An 18,590-nucleotide genomic window follows, 5' to 3' on the forward strand; every position below is an offset into this window, starting at 1 on the left:
CGATTGAGGGGGAAATCCGATGAGTAAAAGGCTTGAAATCGAAAAAGTGGCCAATTTAACGCCTTTACAGGAGGGGATGCTCTTTCATACAGTGATGGAGCCGGAATCACAGGCGTACTATGAGCAAGTACGAATGACCATCCGGGGTGAACTGAACCTGGAGGCTCTGCAAAAGAGCTTCGAGACTCTGGTGCAGCGTCACGAAACGCTTCGTTCGAATATTTATCATAAAAGTGCTTCCCGTTCGCGGCTCATCGTGTTTAAGGAACGAAATCCAACGCTTCGTTATGAGAATCTGACGAATATTCCCGAGGCAGAGCAAGCAGAGGCCATTCGCAGCTACGCAGACGCAGACCGAAACCATCGTTACGATCTGAGCAAGGATTTGCTCATTCGTCTGGCTGTGCTTCAAACCCAAACGAACGCATATACGCTGCTTTTAAGCTTTCATCATATTATTATGGACGGCTGGTGCCTCGGCATCGTTATGGACGAGCTGTTCGCGGCTTATGAAGCACTGAAAGCAGGGAAGCCCGTACAACTGCCGACACCGCAGCCCTATACTGGCTATGCCCGCTGGCTGGATAAGCAGGATAAGCAGGATAAGGAGGCGGCGAAGGAATACTGGCGGTCCATCCTGAACGACTATGATCAGCCAGCTGTGCTGCCTACCCTACCTGTAGCCCATCCGCTCCAGCCAGATACCGGGTACTTGCTGCATGAGCATAAAATAACACTCACGGATGAAACAACCCGTCAATTACGGACGGTGGCTGAACGCAATGGAACAACCCTTAGCAGTCTGTTTCTGGCTGCATGGGGAGTGGTGCTTGGAGGATACAACCAAAGTGAAGACGTCGTCTTCGGCACCGTTGTTTCCGGTCGACCGCCGGAGCTTGAAGGTGTTGAACAGATGTTGGGACTTTTCATTAACACCATACCGGTACGAATCAAATTGGATGCAGATCTTTCATTCTCAGATCTGCTTCGCGAAGTGCAGCGCAGCGCGATTCAATCACGGGCATATGACTATTTTTCACTCGCTGAAATACAGTCCCAGTCAGCACTCAAGCAGCAACTCATGGACCATTTTGTTGTATTTGAAAACTACCCGCTGCAGGACATGGTTGGCCGGCCTGATCTGAAGGAACGACTTGGATTCGTCGTGGAGGACGCTCAGCTGTCCGAAGAAACACCTTACCACTTCAACATCGAAGTGGAGGACGGAAAAGCGCTGAGCTTTATGCTGTCCTACAACAACTATGTTTACAGCGATGAAGCGATGACACGGTTAGCTGGGCATTTGGAGCATGTTCTCCTCCAAATTGCACGTACACCAGAACTCCTGCTGGGGAACATTCGTCTGCTGACCGCTACAGAAGAGATGGAACTCACCAATGTATGGAGCGGGCCGATTACCGACTATCCTGCTGGAACGTTTCATGGAATATTTGAGGCGCAGGCAGAACGTATCCCGGAACAGACCGCCGTCATCTACGAAGACACCGCACTTACCTATCATGAGCTGAATGAGAAGGCTAATCTGCTTGCTCAAGCACTGCAAAACCGTGGGGGCAAGCGTGAGCATCTCGTCGCCGTGATGCTTGAGCGTTCAGCAGACATGATTATCGCTGTGTTAGGGATTATGAAGGCGGGAGCTGCCTACGTACCTGTCGATCCGACCTACCCGAAAGAAAGAATTGCTTACATGCTTCAGGACAGCGGAGCTACGATTATGCTCACGCAGTCTTCCTTGACTGAACTATTAGCCGATGTGGATTTTGCGGGGGAAGTGCTGGACTTGCCAGCGTTACTTCAACAGGCTTCACAAGCGGAGCATTCCCATCAACAAGCGCCTATCTACGCACCTATTCATGATCCCGAGGCTTTGGCCTACGTCATTTACACATCGGGAACGACGGGCAACGCCAAAGGCGTGATGATCGAGCATCGCCATTACGTAAATACGGCGTGGGGCTATAGAGAAGCTCACCAGTTAAAAGAGTTTCCCGTCAAGCTCCTTCAGATTGCCAGTATGTCGTTCGATGTCTTTGCCGGTGATCTGGCCAAGACATTCGTGAACGGAGGCACCATGGTCATTTGCCCACAGGATGTGCGCAACGATCCTCCAGCTTTGGCCCAGGTTCTCGAACAGCACGAAATTACGACGTTTGAAGTTCCACCAGCCTTGTTGACGCTGCTTATGGCCTACGTATATGAACACGGTACAGATGTCAGCGCCATGAAGCTGCTTACTACAGGCGCGGACAGCTTTGGCGTTGAAAACTATCGGACGCTTTTGAATCGCTTCGGCGATACGATGCGCATCATGAATACCTACGGTGTAACCGAAGCGGCTATTGATTCCAGCTTTTATGAAGAAACAGCTGAACGTTTGCCTCCATCAGGTATCGTCCCGATTGGAAAGGCACTGCCGAATCATAAAGTATATATCGTGGATGAGGCTTTTCGTCCGCTCCCTGTCGGCGTAGCCGGGGAGTTGTGTTTGGGCGGCGCTTCTGTGGCCCGCGGTTATTTGAACCGTCCTGACCTGACGGCGGAGAAATTTGTACCGAATCCTTTTGTAAAGGGAGAGCGTCTGTACCGCACCGGAGATCTGGCACGCTGGCTGCCGGATGGCAACATTGATTTCATCGGTCGGATTGACTTTCAGGTGAAAATTCGTGGCTACCGGATCGAACCTGGTGAAATTGAGTCGGCCTTACTCCAATTGGATGAGGTACGCCAAGCGGTGGTCACGGATAGAACGGATAAAACCGGACAAAAGTATTTGTGCGCCTACGTAGCAGGTACAACCGACAAATCCCTTCTGCGGACAGAGCTTGCCAAGCAGTTGCCAAGCTATATGGTGCCCGCACATATTATCGTGCTGGATCAATTACCTTTGACCCATAACGGTAAAATTGATCGACGTGCGCTTCCAGAACCCGAAGATTTTGTGTTGACCGACGTCGAGTATGAAGCGCCGCAGAGCGAACTGGAGCAAACACTCGCTTCCATCTGGGAGGAAGTCATTGGCGTTAAGCCGATTGGTCTGCGCAACAACTTTTTCGAGCTTGGTGGCGATTCGATCAAAGCGTTGCAAATCGCAGCCCGATTAAACGCGAAGGGCCTCAAAATGGACATGAAGGATTTGTTCCGCCATCCGCAGATTGATTTGATTGCTCCTTATATAAAAAAAGTAATTCGGACCATCCCGCAGGGGGCGGTACAAGGTACAGTGGAGTTGACACCGATCCAATGGGAATTTTTTGAGCATCATCGTATAGAACGTCATCATTACAGTCAGGCTGTCATGCTCCAGAACCCCGAAAGATGGAACGAAACCTGGCTGCGAAGCGCCGTGGACAAGCTGACCATGCACCATGATGCCTTGCGCATTACCTTTGATGAACGTGAAAAAGAACCTGTCGCCTATAACAGAGGCACAGCCGAAGGTGAACACTTTACATTGGAAAGCTACGATTTTTCACATGCTGACCAGCCTGAGGAAGAAATCGCGCAGCTCACTGACGCGTTACAAAGCAGTTTTAATTTGCGTAACGGCCCGCTTGTACGTTTGGCTTTAATTCGGCTGCAGGAATCCGATCATTTGTTAATCGTCATTCATCATCTTGTCGTAGACAGTGTGTCGTGGAGAATCCTGCTGGAAGACTTGGAAACAACCTACCAACAGTTAGCTAACGGTGAAAAGCTACAGTTACCCGCCAAGACCGATTCCTACAAAGAATGGGCAGCACGTTTGTCCAAGTATGCACAAAGCGAGCTGGCGCGTCAGGAAATCAGCTATTGGAATACGGTAGAAGCTCGTGAAATACTTCCGCTGCCAAAAGATCATGAGGTTCCAGATAGCTTGATCCGTGACGTGCGCAAATCCGAAGTGACACTCAGCCGGGAAGAAAGCGAAAACCTGCTAAAACATGCGCACCATGCTTACAATACAGAAACAAATGATATTTTACTGACGGCGCTAGGACTGGCTTACCGGGAATGGAGCGGACATGCTGAAATTGCAGTCCAGGTGGAAAGTCATAGCAGGACGGAATTGATTAAAGACATTGACGTATCACGTACAGTTGGCAGGTTTACGTCCGTGTATCCGTTGGTGGTAAATGTGAGCAAACCCGAAGATTTGGCCCATCAAATCAAGCTGGTTAAGGACAATTTGCGACGCGTACCCAACAAGGGTTTCGGCTATGGCATTTTACGCTACTTGACCGACAGGGAGCAGCAGAATAGGGTAACCTTTTTTTCTGCCAAGCCACCTGAGATAAGCTTTAGCTTTGACGGAGAAGCCAGAGAAGGTACGACATGGCGTACCTCGCCACTATCCACGTTTGCCGGTACTGAAATCAACCCTCTGACTAAAAAAGCGCCCAGCTTTGATATTCATGGTGCGGTGGCTGACGAAAGACTCCGCATTGTATTCGAATACAACGCACGTGAATATGAAGCATCGACGGTGGAGCGACTTACAGCCAGCTTTAAGAATCATCTGATCGAACTTATTCGCCATTGCTGTGCCAAGGATACAGCAGAACAAAGCCCGACGGATTTTACATATGGGCAATTGTCTCTGGACCAGTTTGAAAATATTGCAAATCGCTTGTCAAATAAGCTGTTAAACCACCAAGTGAAAATTAAAGATCTCTATCCGCTATCCCCGATGCAGGAGGGAATGCTATTTCATTCCATACTTGATGAAGAGTCAGAGGCTTATTTCGAACAAACGATCATTACCATTCATGAAGCTATGGATACCAACCTAATCAGCCGAAGCTTACAAAAGCTGATTGACCGATATGATATTTTCCGTACGGTATTCATGTATAAGGAGGCGGATCGTCCGCTTCAGGTTGTACTGGGGGAACGATTAGCTGCTCCTGTCCATACCCAAGATGTGCGTAGTTTACCGGATGCGGAAAAGCACAGACGACTTCAAGCCATTTTACAGGAAGAGCGGCAGAGAGGTTTTGATCTGGAAAAGGAGGTTCTCATCCGGTTAGCGCTTGTACAGTGGGATGAGGACACCTCAAAGCTCATCTGGATCTCTCATCATATTATTATGGACGGCTGGTGTCTGAGGGTGGTAGCCAAAGATTTTTTTGATATTTACACATCGCTTCGGGACGATACTCCTTTAAAATTAGAGCCTGTCCAGCCATTTAGCAGCTTTATTCAGTGGTTGGAAAGACAAAATAAAGAGGAAGCAGCAGCATACTGGAAACAATATGTGGCTGATTTTGAAAATGAAACTGTCGTGCCCGGCTATACTCAATCCGTCGATCCTTCATTTCAGGTAGAGCAACTCATATGCACATGGGGAGAGCAGCTGACCCAAGGCATGGAACAAATCGCCAAGCAAAACCGTGTCACCGTCAGCACCTTATTTCAAACCGTTTGGGGCTTATTACTACAAACGTACAACAACAGTAAGGACGTCATTTTCGGGTCTGTTGTGTCGGGCAGACCTGATGAAATCCCCGGTATTGAAAATATGGTCGGATTATTCATTAATACCATACCCGTACGTATTAAAAGCTCCGCTGAACTGCGGTTTTCCGACTTGCTTACGTCTATACAGGATTCCTTAATGGAGTCCAATCGGTATTCCTATTTTTCCTTGGCTGATATTCAAGCCCATAGTGTACTAAAACAAAACCTGATCCAGCATATTGTCGCCTTTGAAAACTTTCCCGTTTCGGAAGAACTTACTGGATTAGAAAAAAAAACCAAAGCACTCCGTGTTGGTGAAGTAGAGGATATTGAACAGACGAATTATGATTTGAATGTAATCGTCATGCCTGGGCGCGAGCTGGAAATCAAATTTAGCTATAACGCGCTGACGTATAACAAAAATGCGATCAAACAATTGGCTGCTCACCTCATCCAAATGATGGAGCAAGTTATTCAAAACCCAAATATCCGGGTTTCGGAGATTGATCTATTGACAGCGGAGGAAAAACAGCAGCTCTTATTTGATTTTAACGATACACGGAGACCGTATCCATCGGACCACACCATACATCACGTATTTGAAGAACAGGCTGAGAAAACACCGGATGCAGTAGCTATTGTATTTGAAAATCGTGAGCTAACCTACCGCGAATTAAATAAAAAAGCTAATCAGCTGGCCTCGAAGCTGCAGAAACTGGGTGTTGCGCAGGATACCATCGTAGGCATTTTGACTAAACGTTCACCAGAAATGATTATCGGTATTCTTGGTATTTTGAAGGCGGGTGGAGCCTACTTGCCATTGGAGCCTTCTTATCCGCAGGAACGGATTATGTTTATGCTTCAGGATAGCGGTAGCGAAATTCTGCTAACCCTATCCGACAAGGGAAAACAGATGCACACTTTCGATTTTTCCGGTACAGTTCTGGATCTGGCCGACATCAGCTCCGACGACTCCGACGACTTCATTTTTTCCGAATCGACAACGGCAGACGATCTGGCCTATGTCATGTATACATCTGGCTCAACTGGACGTCCCAAAGGTGTCATGATTGAACATCGGAATGTCATACGGCTGGTGAAGAACACCAATTACGTACCATTTGCCGAGAACGAACGCATTTTGCTGACCGGGGCGCTCGTGTTCGATGCCTGTACCTTTGAAATTTGGGGAGCATTGCTGAACGGATTGCGTTTGTACATTGTACCGGAATCCATAATCTTGGATGCTGTTCAGCTTGGTGAAGCGCTGGATCGATATCATATTACAACGATGTGGCTGACATCGCCCTTGTTTAACCAACTCACACAGCATAAACCAGATCTCTTTGCTTCTCTAAAGCACTTGCTGGTGGGCGGGGATGTGCTTTTACCTGGGATCATTAATACGGTTAGAGCACATTCTCCGGGACTGAACGTTATCAACGTCTATGGCCCCACAGAAAACACAACATTCTCTACTTATTTCCCGATTGATAAGGAATATAACCGCATTCCTATTGGTCGCCCAATTGGCAATTCAACTGTTTATATTTTGGACTCTTCAAGCAGGCTGCTGCCTATTGGTGCTCAAGGGGAAATTTGTGTTGGTGGGGATGGTCTGGCGCGCGGCTATCTAAACAGGGATGATCTGACCCAGCTAAATTTTGTCCCTAATCCATTCATTCTGGGCGAAAAAATATATCGGACAGGTGATTTGGGCAGATGGCTACCGGACGGCAATCTGGAGTATCTCGGACGGATAGACCAGCAGGTTAAAATCCGCGGATATCGTATTGAACCCGGCGAAATTGAAACCCAGCTCATGAAACATGATGCAGTTCGGGAGGCGCACGTAGCGGTAAAAAGCACGAAGGATGGTCAAAAAACGCTCTGTGCTTATATCTCAACCGACGTACCGCTATCCAAGAGTGATATGAAGACCCATTTGATTGGCCAGTTGCCGGATTATATGATTCCTGCCCAGTATGTGTTCCTGCCGGCGTTTCCCCTGACAACGAACGGTAAAATCGACCGCCAAGCATTGCCTGAGCCAGAAATGACCAGCGGTTCCGATATGGAATACGTTGCTCCAAGAAATGAAGTGGAACAACAGTTGGCGAACCTGTGGCAAGCGGTGCTTGGCGTTGAAAAGGTCGGCATTGACGACGGCTTTTTCGAGCTTGGAGGTCATTCATTGAAGGCCATTCAACTGGTATCGAAAGTACATGAATCGAACATTCCGCTGGATATACATCAATTGCTTCAATATCAGACAATAAGAAGTTTGTCTGATCTTTTACAACGTGTTGAAGAGGGCGGAGTGAACGCGGATACGCTCATTGCGAAAGCTCAGGAGGTTGAGCGGGCTATTACAGAAGCGTTTGGTGTACAGGTCTTTCTTCAGACTGTTTCCACCGATAATCAAAACTATTTGTTCCTGCAAGTGGAGCCTTTTCACGTAGAACAAGTTCAGGCAATCTCAGAATTTATCCAATCTCATATCCATCCAGACCTGCACCCGCATTATATCGTCCGCTGGGGAACCGACGAACCAGATAGAATTCTCGGAGCTATACCGACAAACGAAGAACAAGAAACCTTACTTAAACAACAGGCCGATGTATGGCTTGCCAGCATTGCTGAGTTAAATACTGAGTGGAATACCAATATACTAAGTCTGAATGCTATTGGGCGCTATCCGCTTGCACCAGCTCAGCATTACCATTTGCAACATTTTACAGGCTCGGGTATGGCTGTGCAGTTAGATAGCTACTTGAACACCGAGCGTTTGACCGTAACGATTCAGCGGCTTATTGAACGCCATGAATTGCTAAGAAGCGTACTTGTTCAATCATCCGGAGCATGGGAATGGGAGTTGCGTCCAGTTCCAGAGCATTTTTCTTTACCGACTGTTGATCTCTCCGGTCAGCCGGTACAAGCACAACGCAGGCTTCTTTCTTCCATTGCTTCTAAGTTATTTTTAGAACCTTATAAACTTACACAGTCGCTGCAGTACCGGATCGTCCTGATTCGCTTAAATTTGCGGGAACATCTGCTATTGCTCCCTTGCTCGCACATCATTTTTGATGCTACGAGCAGCGACATCCTGCGCAGACAACTCCTTGATGAATATTATCGTCCGCAGCAGACGGCACATGCGACAGAAGAGGTGCAATACCGGGAATATGTAAACCATATCCGCCAAGGCCCTCAAGGAATCGGGGATCAGGAAATCAGCGAGCAATTCAAACTCCAAATGTTTGGTGAGAATAATGATCGTATCCATGTGCTGACCGAAGAACGCAACTATGCGGACACTACCAGATATCGTTGGGAGCTGAATTTAAGCGACATTTCAGAGCAGCACGGCGCTGCGAATATGTGGGATATTTCGCTTCAAATGGCTGTACGTTTTTTCAGCAGCTATTTCCAACTCTCTGATGTTCCGCTTTGGATTACTAATTATGGAAGACAATATGGCGACCGAAACTATTTTGGAACCGTAGGCGAGTGTATTGATCATATACCCGTTGTGCTGCAGGAAGATGACTCTGAATCCTATGAAAAGAGTATCCATACCCACCTGGACTTTGCTTCACGCTATCATTTGAACTTTTTCAATCTGATTTTCAATGCTGAAATGGAGAAAGCTTACCCGGTATCCAGCAGCATTTTGAAAAAAGGACTTGAACAGCTGCCTATCGTATTCAACTATTTGGGTGAGGGACGAGAGGATGCAGAATTGCTCGACAATCTGCATACCGAAGGCACACAGGCCAATGTCAACAAGGTTGTTTTTTTTGAGTCAGAGCATGTAGGGGATATTCTGAAAATCTCACTTACCATTCCATATCATGAGAACGACCAGTATATTCATCAAATCTTCCAGACTGCTAGTGACAGGCTCTTGAATGCTTTGACCATTTTGCAGTAAGGAGATGAAGATGTGAATCCATTGTTTAAGGATAGCCGTTTTATCCGATTTTTTGCATCTCGTACTCTTGCCAATATCGCAGACAGCATTTATTCTATCGTCCTGCTGTATTTTGTTCAGCAATCGACACAGTCGGTGGCGATGACCAGCTTCACGTATACGGCCGTATCTGCGGCGTCGATTTTCAGCTTTCTCGTGGGTCCTGTGGTGGACCGTTATTCACCGCCTTTGTTAGCCAGTATCGCCTTGTTTACGCAGGCTGTGCTAATTTTGGTCGTCCCATTTCTCATTCAGGACGGGATGGTCAATCTGGTCGCTATCCTTGTTATTGTCTTCATTGCATCCTGCTTCTCCACACTGTTTTATCCGGCCAATAGTAAAATGCTGCCGCAATTGATAGGCTCGCCGGATTTGATTGTCCGGGCGAATTCCATGATTTTGTCGACGGATCAGGTTATTAATATTGTCGGATATCTGGCTGGAGCCTCGCTCATCATCGCAATGGGGATGAAAAACACGTTTTTTCTAGCCGGCGCGATGCTGTTTCTGGCAGGCTTTGTATATGTCAGGCTCAACAAGCAAATTGATGCTCCTCCGGTGGAAGACACGAACGGAAGGAGTTCGCTAAAGCTTGTGTACTATTTGAACGAATTGAAAGAAGGGTATCTTTTTGTAAAACGGCACACCTTCCTGAGAATTATGCTTCCGTTCTTTGCGCTGACAAACTTTTCGATGGCGATCTTGGTCATTGCCATGCCTTCTATCGCAGTATCCTATGGCTCGCCAATCTATTACAGCTTGCTGTATGTAGCCTACTTTATCGGTATTTTCATCGGTTCCTTTCTGGTCAGTGTATTGAAAAAGAACGGCATTACCATCGCGGTTTCCTGGGTAGCCATGGGACTGGCAATCTATGTTTTTTCCCTTGTGCCCGAGATGTGGATGAAGCTGCTGGCAGCTCTGTTATTAGGCATTTTTACTGGCATCATCAATGTGCTGCAAACGTCTTTGATTCAAATTATTACACCGCTGCCGTTACTGGGACGTGTTACAGCCTTTTTAAACACCTTGTCGAATGCGGCTCTGCCATTAGGGGCCTTGATTGGAGGGGCGCTAGCTTTACGGTTTTCTCTGAGTGAGGTTCTTTTTTTCAGTGGACTGATTACTGTACTATGCGGATTGATTATGTTTCTGGTTAAGGATATCCGCCAGTATCAGATTCCTTCTGGAGAGATTGGAAGAGTTGCCCCTTCCCAGAATTCATAAGCCATGTGCCAATGCCAGGTTCTCATCATAGAACCTGGCATTTTTGTATGTCTGGCCTCGCCATGATAAGGCTTTATCATAGACAAAGGTAAAACTATCGTTACATTTGGACACCAAAGGAGATACAAGATGGCTGAGTCTTTTAAAAAAATATACACAGCGAATTTTCTTCGCTCTTTCGGTGAAAGAAGTATAAACAGCTTATAGCTCGTTTGATACCCAGGGATTTATTCTTCAAATCATGGACGAGACGTGGGATGGGCTGGAGCTAAAAGAACGAATAAATCGGTATAATTTACATGTAGTATTCAGCAAACCTAAATGATATATTATTCATCCGGCCGTAAGATAGGCTGTGATGTAATGGTTCAAAAATTCAAAAGATCGTCTATGAGTTATTATTTACCAGTAGTATGAATCACCAAAGTATGATATATTAATTGTCCGGCCCAAGAAAAGCCGAATGAGAAAATTGATCTTTGAAAACTGAACAACGAGTGAGTAAAACGATTTTGCTTGCAAAATCAAACAAGAGATATTTTTATCTCGTCAGTTTCAACATGAGCTTATCGCTCTTTCTATAAACCAGCTTCGGTTGGTCTTTAATGGAGAGTTTGATCCTGGCTCAGGACGAACGCTGGCGGCGTGCCTAATACATGCAAGTCGAGCGGGGTTATGTAGAAGCTTGCTTCTACATAACCTAGCGGCGGACGGGTGAGTAACACGTAGGCAACCTGCCCACAAGACAGGGATAACTACCGGAAACGGTAGCTAATACCCGATATATCCTTTTCCTGCATGGGAGAGGGAGGAAAGACGGAGCAATCTGTCACTTGTGGATGGGCCTGCGGCGCATTAGCTAGTTGGTGGGGTAAAGGCCTACCAAGGCGACGATGCGTAGCCGACCTGAGAGGGTGATCGGCCACACTGGGACTGAGACACGGCCCAGACTCCTACGGGAGGCAGCAGTAGGGAATCTTCCGCAATGGGCGAAAGCCTGACGGAGCAACGCCGCGTGAGTGATGAAGGTTTTCGGATCGTAAAGCTCTGTTGCCAGGGAAGAACGTCTTGTAGAGTAACTGCTACAAGAGTGACGGTACCTGAGAAGAAAGCCCCGGCTAACTACGTGCCAGCAGCCGCGGTAATACGTAGGGGGCAAGCGTTGTCCGGAATTATTGGGCGTAAAGCGCGCGCAGGCGGCTCTTTAAGTCTGGTGTTTAATCCCGAGGCTCAACTTCGGGTCGCACTGGAAACTGGGGAGCTTGAGTGCAGAAGAGGAGAGTGGAATTCCACGTGTAGCGGTGAAATGCGTAGAGATGTGGAGGAACACCAGTGGCGAAGGCGACTCTCTGGGCTGTAACTGACGCTGAGGCGCGAAAGCGTGGGGAGCAAACAGGATTAGATACCCTGGTAGTCCACGCCGTAAACGATGAATGCTAGGTGTTAGGGGTTTCGATACCCTTGGTGCCGAAGTTAACACATTAAGCATTCCGCCTGGGGAGTACGGTCGCAAGACTGAAACTCAAAGGAATTGACGGGGACCCGCACAAGCAGTGGAGTATGTGGTTTAATTCGAAGCAACGCGAAGAACCTTACCAGGTCTTGACATCCCTCTGACCGCTGTAGAGATATGGCTTTCCTTCGGGACAGAGGAGACAGGTGGTGCATGGTTGTCGTCAGCTCGTGTCGTGAGATGTTGGGTTAAGTCCCGCAACGAGCGCAACCCTTATGCTTAGTTGCCAGCAGGTCAAGCTGGGCACTCTAAGCAGACTGCCGGTGACAAACCGGAGGAAGGTGGGGATGACGTCAAATCATCATGCCCCTTATGACCTGGGCTACACACGTACTACAATGGCCGGTACAACGGGAAGCGAAATCGCGAGGTGGAGCCAATCCTAGAAAAGCCGGTCTCAGTTCGGATTGTAGGCTGCAACTCGCCTACATGAAGTCGGAATTGCTAGTAATCGCGGATCAGCATGCCGCGGTGAATACGTTCCCGGGTCTTGTACACACCGCCCGTCACACCACGAGAGTTTACAACACCCGAAGTCGGTGGGGTAACCCGCAAGGGAGCCAGCCGCCGAAGGTGGGGTAGATGATTGGGGTGAAGTCGTAACAAGGTAGCCGTATCGGAAGGTGCGGCTGGATCACCTCCTTTCTATGGAGAATCGTTTCCTGCGATGGAAACATTCAAATTAGCAGGTATAACGTACCTGCGACCGGATATTCAATTCGGTTCATCACATTCGTGTGAATAAAATGAATATCCTGAACTTACTCACTCGTTGCTCAGTTTTGAGAGCTCAAACTCTCAAGCTTCGACGAATACTTCATTCACACGTTCGTGTGGAACCGAAATATTCATCGGGTTTCGCTTCGATGAAGCGAATTGTACCTTGAAAACTGGATACCGAAACGAAATTGCGTTTTAGAATATTCCTTTAAGCTGATCTTGTGTAAACAAGTGAAATAAAGGTAGCTGCCTTGAATTTCATTCACACGTAAGTGTTGAACCGAAATTCAAAGCAAATCGTATTTACGATGTAAATACTAGGTTAAGCTACAAAGAGCACACGGAGGATGCCTAGGCGCCAGGAGCCGACGAAGGACGTGGCGAACAACGATAAGGCCTCGGGGAGCTGTAAGCAAGCTTTGATCCGGGGATGTCCGAATGGGGAAACCCGGCTGTCTTCATCGACAGTCACTTTCTGCTGAATACATAGGCAGAATAGAGGCAGACCAGGGGAACTGAAACATCTAAGTACCCTGAGGAAGAGAAAACAATAGTGATTCCGTCAGTAGCGGCGAGCGAACGCGGATTAGCCCAAACCAAGGAGCTTGCTCCTTGGGGTTGTGGGACGTCTCACATGGAGTTACAAAGGAACCAGTTAGATGAAGAGGTCTGGAAAGGCCCGCCAGAGAAGGTAAAAGCCCTGTAGTTCAAAACTTGTTCCCTCCGAGACGGATCCCGAGTAGTGCGGGGCACGTGAAACCCCGTATGAATCCGGCAGGACCATCTGCCAAGGCTAAATACTCCCTGGCGACCGATAGTGAAGCAGTACCGTGAGGGAAAGGTGAAAAGCACCCCGGAAGGGGAGTGAAATAGATCCTGAAACCGTGTGCTTACAAGAAGTCAGAGCCCTATTTATGGGTGATGGCGTGCCTTTTGTAGAATGAACCGGCGAGTTACGTTCCCGTGCAAGGTTAAGGTGAAGAGCTGAAGCCGCAGCGAAAGCGAGTCTGAATAGGGCGAATGAGTACGTGGACGTAGACCCGAAACCGGGTGATCTACCCCTGTCCAGGGTGAAGGTGCGGTAACACGCACTGGAGGCCCGAACCCACGCATGTTGAAAAATGCGGGGATGAGGTGGGGGTAGCGGAGAAATTCCAATCGAACCCGGAGATAGCTGGTTCTCCCCGAAATAGCTTTAGGGCTAGCCTCGGAAAGAAGAATCGTGGAGGTAGAGCACTGATTGGGTGCGGGGCCCGCAAGGGTTACCAAGCTCAGTCAAACTCCGAATGCCATAGATTTAGTTCCGGGAGTCAGACAGTGAGTGCTAAGATCCATTGTCGAAAGGGAAACAGCCCAGACCATCAGCTAAGGTCCCCAAGTGTGTGTTAAGTGGGAAAGGATGTGGAGTTGCACAGACAACCAGGATGTTGGCTTAGAAGCAGCCACCATTGAAAGAGTGCGTAATAGCTCACTGGTCGAGTGACTCTGCGCCGAAAATGTAACGGGGCTAAACACACCACCGAAGCTATGGCTTGATGCTTGCATCAGGGGTAGGGGAGCGTTGAATGCGGGTTGAAGGTGTACCGTAAGGAGCGCTGGACTGCATTCAAGTGAGAATGCCGGTATGAGTAACGAAAAGATCTGTGAGAATCAGATCCGCCGAAAGCCTAAGGGTTCCTGAGGAAGGTTCGTCCGCTCAGGGTAAGTCGGGACCTAAGGCGAGGCCGATAGGCGTAGTCGAAGGACAACAGGTCGAAATTCCTGTACCACCGTAATCCGTTATGAGCGATGGGGTGACGCAGTAGGGTAGTGACGCGGACTGATGGATGTCCGTCTAAGCAGTGAGGCTGATGTGTAGGCAAATCCGCACATCGTAAGGCTGGGCTGTGATGGGGAGCGAAAATTGTAGTAGCGAAGGTCATGATCTCAGACTGCCAAGAAAAGCCTCTAGCCAGGAGAAGGTGCCCGTACCGCAAACCGACACAGGTAGGCGAGAAGAGAATTCTAAGGCGCGCGGAAGAACTCTCGTTAAGGAACTCGGCAAAATGACCCCGTAACTTCGGGAGAAGGGGTGCCTCGGTAGGGTGAATAGCCCGAGGGGGCCGCAGTGAAAAGGCCCAAGCGACTGTTTAGCAAAAACACAGGTCTGTGCGAAGCCGCAAGGCGAAGTATACGGGCTGACGCCTGCCCGGTGCTGGAAGGTTAAGGGGAGTGGTAAGCCTTCGGGCGAAGCTATGAACCGAAGCCCCAGTAAACGGCGGCCGTAACTATAACGGTCCTAAGGTAGCGAAATTCCTTGTCAGGTAAATTCTGACCCGCACGAATGGCGTAACGACTTGGGCGCTGTCTCAACGAGAGATCCGGTGAAATTTTAATACCTGTGAAGATGCAGGTTACCCGCGACAAGACGGAAAGACCCCATGGAGCTTTACTGCAGCTTGATATTGAATTTGGGTACGATCTGTACAGGATAGGTGGGAGCCGTAGAACTTTGAGCGCCAGCTTGAAGGGAGGCATCCTTGGGATACCACCCTGATCGTATCTAGGTTCTAACTTGGTACCGTGAACCGGTGCGAGGACAGTGTCAGGTGGGCAGTTTGACTGGGGCGGTCGCCTCCTAAAGAGTAACGGAGGCGCCCCAAGGTTCCCTCAGAATGGTTGGAAATCATTCGAAGAGTGCAAAGGCAGAAGGGAGCTTGACTGCGAGACCTACAAGTCGAGCAGGGACGAAAGTCGGGCTTAGTGATCCGGTGGTACCGCATGGAAGGGCCATCGCTCAACGGATAAAAGCTACCCTGGGGATAACAGGCTTATCTCCCCCAAGAGTCCACATCGACGGGGAGGTTTGGCACCTCGATGTCGGCTCATCGCATCCTGGGGCTGAAGTAGGTCCCAAGGGTTGGGCTGTTCGCCCATTAAAGCGGTACGCGAGCTGGGTTCAGAACGTCGTGAGACAGTTCGGTCCCTATCTGTCGTGGGCGTAGGAAATTTGAGAGGAGCTGTCCTTAGTACGAGAGGACCGGGATGGACGTACCGCTGGTGTACCAGTTGTTCCGCCAGGAGCACCGCTGGGTAGCTATGTACGGAAGGGATAAGCGCTGAAAGCATCTAAGCGTGAAGCCCCCCTCAAGATGAGATTTCCCAGTATGTAAGACCCCTTGAAGACGACGAGGTAGATAGGTTGGGGGTGGAAGTGCAGTAATGCATGGAGCTGACCAATACTAATCGGTCGAGGGCTTATCCTAAAATAAAACGCAAATGAGTTTCGGATCCAGTTTTCAGGGTGTAACCTTGAAGGTATGTACAAGTGACATACGACAAGCGCATGGCTATTCATTCACACGATATGTGGTGAACCGAATAACCTTACGGAAGAATTTGCATAGCAAATTCATGTTTGGTGGCGATAGCGGAGGGGTTCCACACGTACCCATCCCGAACACGACCGTTAAGCCCTCCAGCGCCGATGGTACTTGGACCGCAGGGTCCTGGGAGAGTAGGACGTCGCCAAGCACGATAAAAGTATGACCTCTATATAAAAAACCGCGATTATCGCGGTTTTTTTGTTTCCAAAAAGATGTGTTTGTCAAAAATCCTGTATGAATGCCATAAGTCAAGACAAGTAAGACAAAAGTAAACCCGTTTTGTTTTTGAAAAAAACATGTTAAACTTTTCTCATAAAAATAAATGTACTTTCTGAGGTGAGTTGAAGTGTTGGAACGTTCTATGGAGAATACAAGGGAATTACACAAAGGAAAGGGAGTGATTTGAAAAAAGAAAAGGTGATTATAAATGAGCACTTATCAAACAGTTATTAGTGATGGATTTGAGCTGAAATATGCTATAAGAGGTAACGGAAGGCCGATATTGGTGATCGGCAGTAGTGTATATTATCCTCGTTTATTTTCAGACCATTTATATAAAAAGTTTCAGTTTATTTTTCTGGATCATCGAGGATTTGCAAAACCGACTCGAGCTTTAAAACCAGAAGACTATACTTTGGATAAAGTTATTAATGATATAGAAACAGCAAGACAATGCCTTCATCTAAATGAATTTATCATATTAGGACATTCCGGGCATGCCTTTATGGCTTTGGAATATGCTAAACAATACCCGGATTATGTTCAAAAAGTGGTGCTATTAAATTCAGCACCTACGAACAGCCAAGAAAGACAGCGGCAAAGCTCTTCATTCTTTTATGAAACGGCCAGCCCAGAAAGAAAGGAACGTTTTGAAAAGGACATTGTTTTATTAGAGGAAGATATCAAAAGAGACCCAGATAGAAGATTTGTTCACATGTGTATACGAATGGGAGCCCAAACCTTTTATGATTATGCTTACGATGCGGCTTATATGTGGAAGGATGTATACACGAATATGCCTATCATTGATTATTTATGGGGAGAAGCTTTCGGTAACATGAATTTAATACAATCCTTGGCGGATATCCATAAACCTGTATATATTGGTTTGGGAAGGTATGATTTTTTAGTTGCGCCAGTTTCTTTATGGGATAGGGTCGATGACACCTACGAGAACGTGAAAAAAGTGATTTTTGAATATAGTGGGCATAACCCAATGTTTGAAGAACCTCATTGTTTTGATCAAACATTAGCTAAATGGATTAATGAAGATCACTAGGATTTTTGCTAAATCATCTCTTAGATGCTCAGAAGCCCGTAAAATGAGAATCACCTTCATTTTACGGGCATTCTTATTGAGCGTTATTTACCTTTTGCTCCGATGACAAAATACTATGACTTTGTTATTAGTGACTTGACGGTTTAACTAGGTTCTGTATAATAACCGAAAGGTAATAATGTATTGTTAGTTTTTCGTTGTACTACTATCAGGAACAATCTAAGACTCATGGAACTGAACAATAGTCGTGAAGCAATGATATGGAGGCTGTTATGAAATACGAAATTATTTTATTTGATGTCGATGACACGCTGTTTGATTTTAAAAAGGCAGAGAGTTATGCGCTACATAATACGTTTACCCAATTTGGCTTGCCACAAGGGGCCACGGAGTATAAAGCTAGTTATGATGAAATCAACAGCGTATTGTGGCGAGAGGCAGAGGAAGGACATATTACCTCAGTGCAACTGCGTGTGGAGCGGTTTAAGCGATTATTTACTTTTCATGATCTAGACTTTAATCCAGATGCTTTTAGTGCTGCATATTTACGTTATTTGGGTGAAGGTACTTTTTTAATGGACGGAGCGGTTGAATTATGTGATATGCTGTCTGATTGTCGATTGGCGATCATTACGAATGGAATCAAAGAGGTGCAAACCTCCAGAATTCAGCTTTCACCGCTGCGTGATGTATTTGAACAGATAATTATTTCAGAGGAAGTGGGTTGCCAAAAGCCACAAGCTGGTATTTTCGATTACGCATTTACTAAGCTAGACATTTCAGATAAGAGTAAGGTTCTCATGGTTGGTGATTCTTTGACCTCCGATATTCAAGGAGGCAACAAATACGGAATGGATACCTGTTGGTTCAACCCTGCTGGGAAAACAAACGCGTCTGGCATTCAACCTACTTATGAAATAAAAAGCCTGATGGAGTTATCGAATCGTGTGCTTTCAAAGCGTCCCATCCTGAATCGTACATCGGCGGAAATCTAGATGAATGAGAAATTGGAAATCAGGATGAATAATGTCGAAATCAGAAGACGGAAGTTAAAGA

4 protein-coding genes and 3 rRNA genes are annotated in these 18,590 nt (G+C 47.3%); all 7 read left to right on the top strand.

Annotation, left to right across the window (positions count from 1 at the left end; all coding sequences use genetic code 11):
- Window positions 1-19: 19 nt before the first annotated feature.
- The 7 genes from MKY75_RS11650 (at window position 20) to MKY75_RS11680 (ending at window position 18,529) form a co-directional block, all read left to right on the top strand.
- Complete coding sequence (locus tag MKY75_RS11650) at window positions 20-9,391, top strand: amino acid adenylation domain-containing protein (protein ID WP_340885343.1); 9,372 nt, start codon at window positions 20-22, stop codon at window positions 9,389-9,391.
- A 12-nt stretch (window positions 9,392-9,403) separates the two neighbouring features.
- Entirely contained in the window at window positions 9,404-10,657 is a 1,254-nt protein-coding gene (locus MKY75_RS11655) for an MFS transporter (protein WP_340885345.1), read from the top strand.
- Window positions 10,658-11,259: 602 nt separating this feature from the next.
- A 16S ribosomal RNA gene (locus MKY75_RS11660) occupies window positions 11,260-12,815 on the top strand.
- A gap of 395 nt (window positions 12,816-13,210) precedes the next feature.
- A 23S ribosomal RNA gene (locus MKY75_RS11665) occupies window positions 13,211-16,135 on the top strand.
- Window positions 16,136-16,286: 151 nt separating this feature from the next.
- Window positions 16,287-16,403, top strand: a 5S ribosomal RNA gene (rrf, locus tag MKY75_RS11670).
- Together the 16S, 23S and 5S rRNA genes form the textbook arrangement of a ribosomal RNA operon.
- 279 nt (window positions 16,404-16,682) lie before the next feature.
- A complete protein-coding gene (locus MKY75_RS11675) occupies window positions 16,683-17,534 on the top strand; it encodes an alpha/beta fold hydrolase (RefSeq protein ID WP_340885348.1) in 852 nt (283 codons plus the stop codon).
- 272 nt (window positions 17,535-17,806) lie between these two features.
- The gene (locus MKY75_RS11680; protein WP_340885350.1) at window positions 17,807-18,529 is read left to right on the top strand and encodes a YjjG family noncanonical pyrimidine nucleotidase; all 723 of its coding nucleotides are present in this window, start codon (window positions 17,807-17,809) and stop codon (window positions 18,527-18,529) included.
- The last annotated feature ends 61 nt before the right edge of the window (window positions 18,530-18,590 follow it).

This window comes from Paenibacillus sp. FSL L8-0663, from assembly GCF_038008125.1.
Classification (GTDB): Bacteria; Bacillota; Bacilli; order Paenibacillales; family Paenibacillaceae; genus Paenibacillus; species Paenibacillus polymyxa_D.